Source organism: Ruegeria sp. HKCCA5426 (assembly GCF_013034585.1).
GTDB lineage: Bacteria > Pseudomonadota > Alphaproteobacteria > Rhodobacterales > Rhodobacteraceae > Ruegeria.
Window position 1 is genome coordinate 1 of record NZ_WQGH01000026.1, and the last position, 5,046, is coordinate 5,046.

General features: G+C 51.8%; 4 protein-coding genes. 1 reads left to right on the forward strand and 3 read right to left on the reverse strand.

The window, feature by feature from the left end; genetic code table 11:
- Nucleotides 1-184 precede the first annotated feature (184 nt).
- The 3 genes from GOV87_RS20230 to GOV87_RS20240 all read right to left on the reverse strand — a co-directional run bounded on the left by GOV87_RS20230 (nt 185) and on the right by GOV87_RS20240 (nt 4,065).
- Entirely contained in the window at nt 185-2,161 is a 1,977-nt protein-coding gene (locus GOV87_RS20230) for a bifunctional 2',3'-cyclic-nucleotide 2'-phosphodiesterase/3'-nucleotidase (protein ID WP_171212955.1), read from the reverse strand.
- 496 nt (nt 2,162-2,657) lie between these two features.
- On the reverse strand, nt 2,658-3,149 hold the full coding sequence (locus GOV87_RS20235; protein WP_171212956.1) for an ATP-binding protein: 492 nt from the start codon (nt 3,147-3,149) through the stop codon (nt 2,658-2,660).
- Nucleotides 3,150-3,165: 16 nt separating this feature from the next.
- Nucleotides 3,166-4,065, reverse strand: coding sequence for a LysR family transcriptional regulator (locus GOV87_RS20240; RefSeq protein WP_170603273.1), 900 nt, complete (start codon nt 4,063-4,065; stop codon nt 3,166-3,168).
- Between the two features lie 96 nt (nt 4,066-4,161).
- Between GOV87_RS20240 and GOV87_RS20245 the strand changes: the two genes are divergently transcribed.
- Nucleotides 4,162-4,809, forward strand: a complete 648-nt coding sequence (locus GOV87_RS20245) for a class I SAM-dependent methyltransferase (RefSeq protein WP_170388999.1) — start codon at nt 4,162-4,164, stop codon at nt 4,807-4,809.
- Nucleotides 4,810-5,046 lie beyond the last annotated feature (237 nt).

Below are 5,046 nucleotides of genomic sequence, written 5' to 3' on the forward strand. Positions count from 1 at the left end.
CTCTGTTCAGCTCATCACTTTCTGCGTCAGCAACACGTTGTTTTTCAACAGAATCAGCCCAAAGCAGACGTTCATTCTGACCACTGATAGCTTTTGAACATCGCAGGCGGGCGGTCAGCATAAGCCAGATGGTAGCTGCTTTAGTTGACCCCCAGCTCTCCCAAAGTATGCAAATGAGATTGAACTAGAGCTTGATGCGGAAAGCCGCGAAACCGTCTGTGCCTTCTCCGGCGTCTTCGATTGAAACGCCTTTGACGTCGCCAATGTAGTCTCGGGCCTTTGGGCCGGTTTCGAAAAGAACTGTTGTGTTCTCAAGAGGCGCAAAGGACCAATTAGCGTCCGCTTTTGGGTTGATCGTTCCCTGTTCAACAATATAGCGCACAATGACGTCGCGATTGGTGTCTGGGGCCTCGAATACGATTGTATCACCCAGTGCGCCAGGGAACGAACCGCCGCCCGATGCACGATAATTGTTGGTGGCAATGATGAACTCCATGTCATCAGTGACCGGTTCACCTTGGAAGGACAAGTTCACAATTCGGGCTGCATCGGGATTCGCCACTTCGCCCTTTGGTCCAAAGCGCGACGGTTGTGACAGGTCGATCTGGTATGTTACACCATCCATTACATCGAAATTGTAAGACGGAAACTCAGGATTCAGTAGAACCGCGTCTTCTGAGCCTGACTCGATCGTGTTGAACATTCCGGCCGATCGCTCCAGCCAACCACGCAGCTGAACACCGTTCACTCGCACCGCGCGCACCGTATTTGGATAGAGATACAGATCAGCCACATTTTTTATAGCAACATCCCCAACCGGGACATCGGTGTAATAGTCGGGGCCTCCGCGACCACCCGCCTTGAACGGCGCCGCCGCTGACAGGATCGGCAAACCTTCATGCTCCGTGCCTTTTAGCATTTCTTCGACATACCATTTCTGCGCGATTGAAACGATCTGAACAGACGGATCATCAGCAACCAGCGCGAAATAACTGTGCAATGGAGCAGATGTCTTGCCGACTGCTCGACGGACATAGGCGAGCGTTTCGTCGTGATCCTTCGCAACCGAGTCGAGAACCTTCTGATCGTCTCCGACCAAAGCGGTGATTGAGCGGTCTTCATTGCGTTGGGAAATCGCACGGGCCTCAGACGTAGTGGTAATCACACGCCACTCATTTCCTTCCCGTTCCAGCAGCAGATCCAGCAAACCAAGATGTGAACCCCAGAAGCCGCCCATGACAGCAGGTTTGCCCATAAGGGTGCCCTTTTCGACATCGATGCCGGGTCGGTCCGAAAATGTCGGCGAGGGGAAGACAAGGTGATTGTGGCCCGTGACCAACGCGTCGATCCCGTCAACACCCGCCAAAACGACTGATGCGTTTTCCATACCGTCGACATGATTGGCGTCACCGATCCCAGAGTGTGAAAGGGCGATGACTAGGTCACAACCTTGTTCTTTCATCTCTGGCACGTATGCCCGCGCGGTTTCGACGATATCGCGGGTTTGAACATTGCCTTCCAGGTGCTTTCGATCCCAGTTCATGATCTGCGGCGGCGTAAAGCCAATTACTCCAATTTTGATCGAGTGCTTAGTCCCATCGCCCATTTCGATTTCACGGTCGATGATTGCATAAGGCTTGATCAGCGTTTTGTCGTCACGCGGAGTTGCACCTTGTGCCTTTGAAACATTGGCCAAAACGACCGGGAAATCCGCACCCGCGAGTGATTTTTCCAGGAAATCCAGCCCGTAGTTGAATTCGTGATTGCCCAGAGTTGCGGCATCATAGCCAACGATGTTGAACGCGGTGATAATGGGGTGGGCGTCCCCTTCTTTCATGCCACGCTCATAGGCGATGTAGTCACCCATCGGGTTCCCTTGAAGAAAGTCACCATTGTCGACCAAGATCGAATTTGTCGCCTCAGAGCGAATTTCGTTGATGATTGAGGCCGTACGGGACAAGCCCACGGTGTCACGGGGTTTGTCAGCATAATAGTCATAAGGGAACACATGGACGTGGATGTCGGTTGTTTCCATAATGCGCAAATGCGCTTGGTTGTTGGCAGCCAAAACTGAAAAAGGATGCAAGGTGATCGCCGCTGCACTGGCTGTTGTTGCAAGAAACTGGCGACGCGAAATTGACGAGCGGCTGGAAAATGACATGGGTGACCTTTCGAATTGGCTGGCAACGAGAATTGTTGCCGCTTTTGCATAACGATCTTATGACAGTATTTCCTATCACATCTTGCAGACTTATTTCAGGGGTTTTGGACGAGCACCAAGCACCAACTCAGGGCAGTTGTTAAGTGATTGCGTCCGGTGAAACCAAGCTAGGAGTGTTTTGACAACGTATTTGCAAAATACTCAGTGCCATTTACCTTCGTCCGTGCTGCATTGACGGCGCTGAACTATTCTGAAGGTGGTCGCCGGAGCCAGTACTGGCCAGTGCGTTGCTCGAGCCCGCCAGTGACGTACGTTAACCAATAATCGGTGTAAACGACATTGCGGTTTTGCCTTCGCCTTGAGCCATGAAGGACACACACGCATGCACCTCTTGTTGCCGCGCGTAATCCGGACTTGAGACCCCGTGAAAGCTGTCTGTGAGCATTAGCCATCCGTCGATGCAGAGCAGGTGCCCGAAACATGTTTGGTGCCGCCGCTACTGACGGTGAGTTATGATGTTGAAACCTTCTTCGGGCAATGGTGGCACGAAATGCCGCGCAATACGGCGATATTGATCTTCTGTTGGTGCAAAGGCATGCGCGCCTTCTCTGTTGCGCTTATGCAGCCTGTGCAGACAAACTTCATCTGGCAAATCCAAAAAGTGAAGGTGCTGCTGCGCGGCCGTGTCTTTCAGCAAGTCGCGCATCCAAGCTCTATTTTCAATTGTGTTCGCTGGAAAATCGAGAACCACTGAAACGCCAGCCTTCAGCAAAGAAGCCACGTGACGCCCCATGACCGGTCGCAGTTTCCAAGTGCAATTCACGTAGTCCTGCAGGGACTTCATCTGGTCGCCAAACAGGGCGCTAAGCCATTCATCTTCTGAAATGAGCACGACTGCGTCTCTTTCCGCTAGTTCCGCTGCCAGAGTAGATTTTCCAGAAGCGACTTTGCCGCATAGCAAGTGAAGCGTTGGAATAGCCTGTGACATAGAACGAACTCCCGGATTACCTGATGGTCCCTGCGCTAAGTTGGTCCGCCAGTTGATCAAATACCAACCTGATCCTTCGTGCGGTATGTAACTCGGAGTGTGTCGCCAGCCAAATCGGGAACTTAAACGGCTCGCGGTCGGGGAGCACGCGCTCCACACCAGGTGTTAAGGCAGCCACATCATCCGACATTACACTTACGCCAAAACCTTGGCGCACCAGTTGCCAGGATACAATCCCGCTTTGTGAGCCAATCCTGAAGCTCTTTCGGGTTACTTTAATGCCCGCCGGATCGAGAAAACCGATCATCGTGTCGATGTCCCCAAACCCGACAAAGTCCAATTTCGCAATTTCGTTTTCATTTTTCGGCCGTCCCACCTGATCAAGGTACGAAGGTGCTGCGTAAAAATGGGCCGTGGCCTCGGCGACAAGCTTTGCTGTCAGATCCGGCTGAGTTGGACGCACATGTCGGATGGCGATATCAGCCTCACGTCGCTGTATGTCTCGTATGTCATTTGCAGCAACGATGTCGATCTCTAGTCGCGGTGCCGCAAGTCGGATCTTTTTCAGTATAGGTGGCAGCTGATAGGCAGACATCACATCGGACGCAGTAATCCTGACTTGCCCTTCAACAGCTTGCGACTGGCTTGTCGCAGTAAGAGAAATCCTGTTCGCCACATCCGCCATTTCTCTGACATGCAACAAAAGCTCGGCGCCAGCAGTCGTCAAATTAAGCGACTTGCCGACTCTTTCAAACAGAGTGATGCCAAGGGCCGTTTCCAGCGCAGCAACTTGACGGCCAACAGTGGGTTGAGTTTGCTCAAGAACGCGTGCCGCTGCGGAAAACGAGCCTTCTTCGGCTGTCGCAAGAAAGGACCGTACCTGGTTCCAGTCGAAATTGATTGCCTTCCAGTTCATGCAATTATGCATAACACTTCTGCAAATTGTGGCAATTCCATAAATGATTGTTTGGAAGTAAAGGATACGGCGACAACCTTTTTTGAGAGTAATGAAATGACTGCTTTGTCCAAGGATGCCGCGTTCTGGAGCAATATCTCACAAAAGTATGCGGCAGACCCAATCCGCAACATGGAAGGGTATCTGAAAACACTCGAGCTCACGAAGTCGTACCTGAAAGCGGAGGACAACATACTGGAAATCGGGTGCGGGACGGGTTCAACCGCGCTGCTGCTTGCACCGCATGTCGCCCATGTCACTGCCACGGATCTCGCTCCGGGCATGATCAAGATTGCCGATGAGAAGCGTGCTAAAGAAGGATTGGAGAACGTCACTTTCAAGGTGGCTGAAGTTCTTGAGCATGGTTTAGATGAAGGTTCTTACGATGCGATCTTGGCGCATAATTTGCTTCATCTTCTGCCCGATTTGGACCAAGCGCTCGAGCACATTTCCGCGCTTACAAAACCCGGTGGGCTTTTCATATCCAAAACCGTCTGCGCACCTGAGAGCGGTGGTTTCAAGTATGCGATGATCAGTCGGATCGCCATCCCAATCATGCAGGCTCTTGGGAAAGCCCCGTTTGTGCATTTTGTGTCTGGATCAGTGCTTGAAAGGAAAATCGCGTCCGCAGGCTTCGACGTGCTTTATACTTCTGATCAAGCCTCCATGCTCCAGAGCCGCTATATTGTCGCGCAAAAATCTTGAAGTTTTAGTTCGTTTAGCTGCATCCGTTGAAACGATCTTTGCGTAAACTTGCACGATACTTTCATACTGGAAGGAACGGAGTTACCTCGGCCTGCTTGTACCTTAAGAGTGTTGTTGCGAAAGGCCGTTTTGTCCGCACTGCGGTCATTGATGCGCTACGCAGCGAATGGCCGCTTTCCGCCGATTCTGTTGAAAAACAACGTGTTGCTGACGCAGAAAGTGATGAGCTGAACAGAG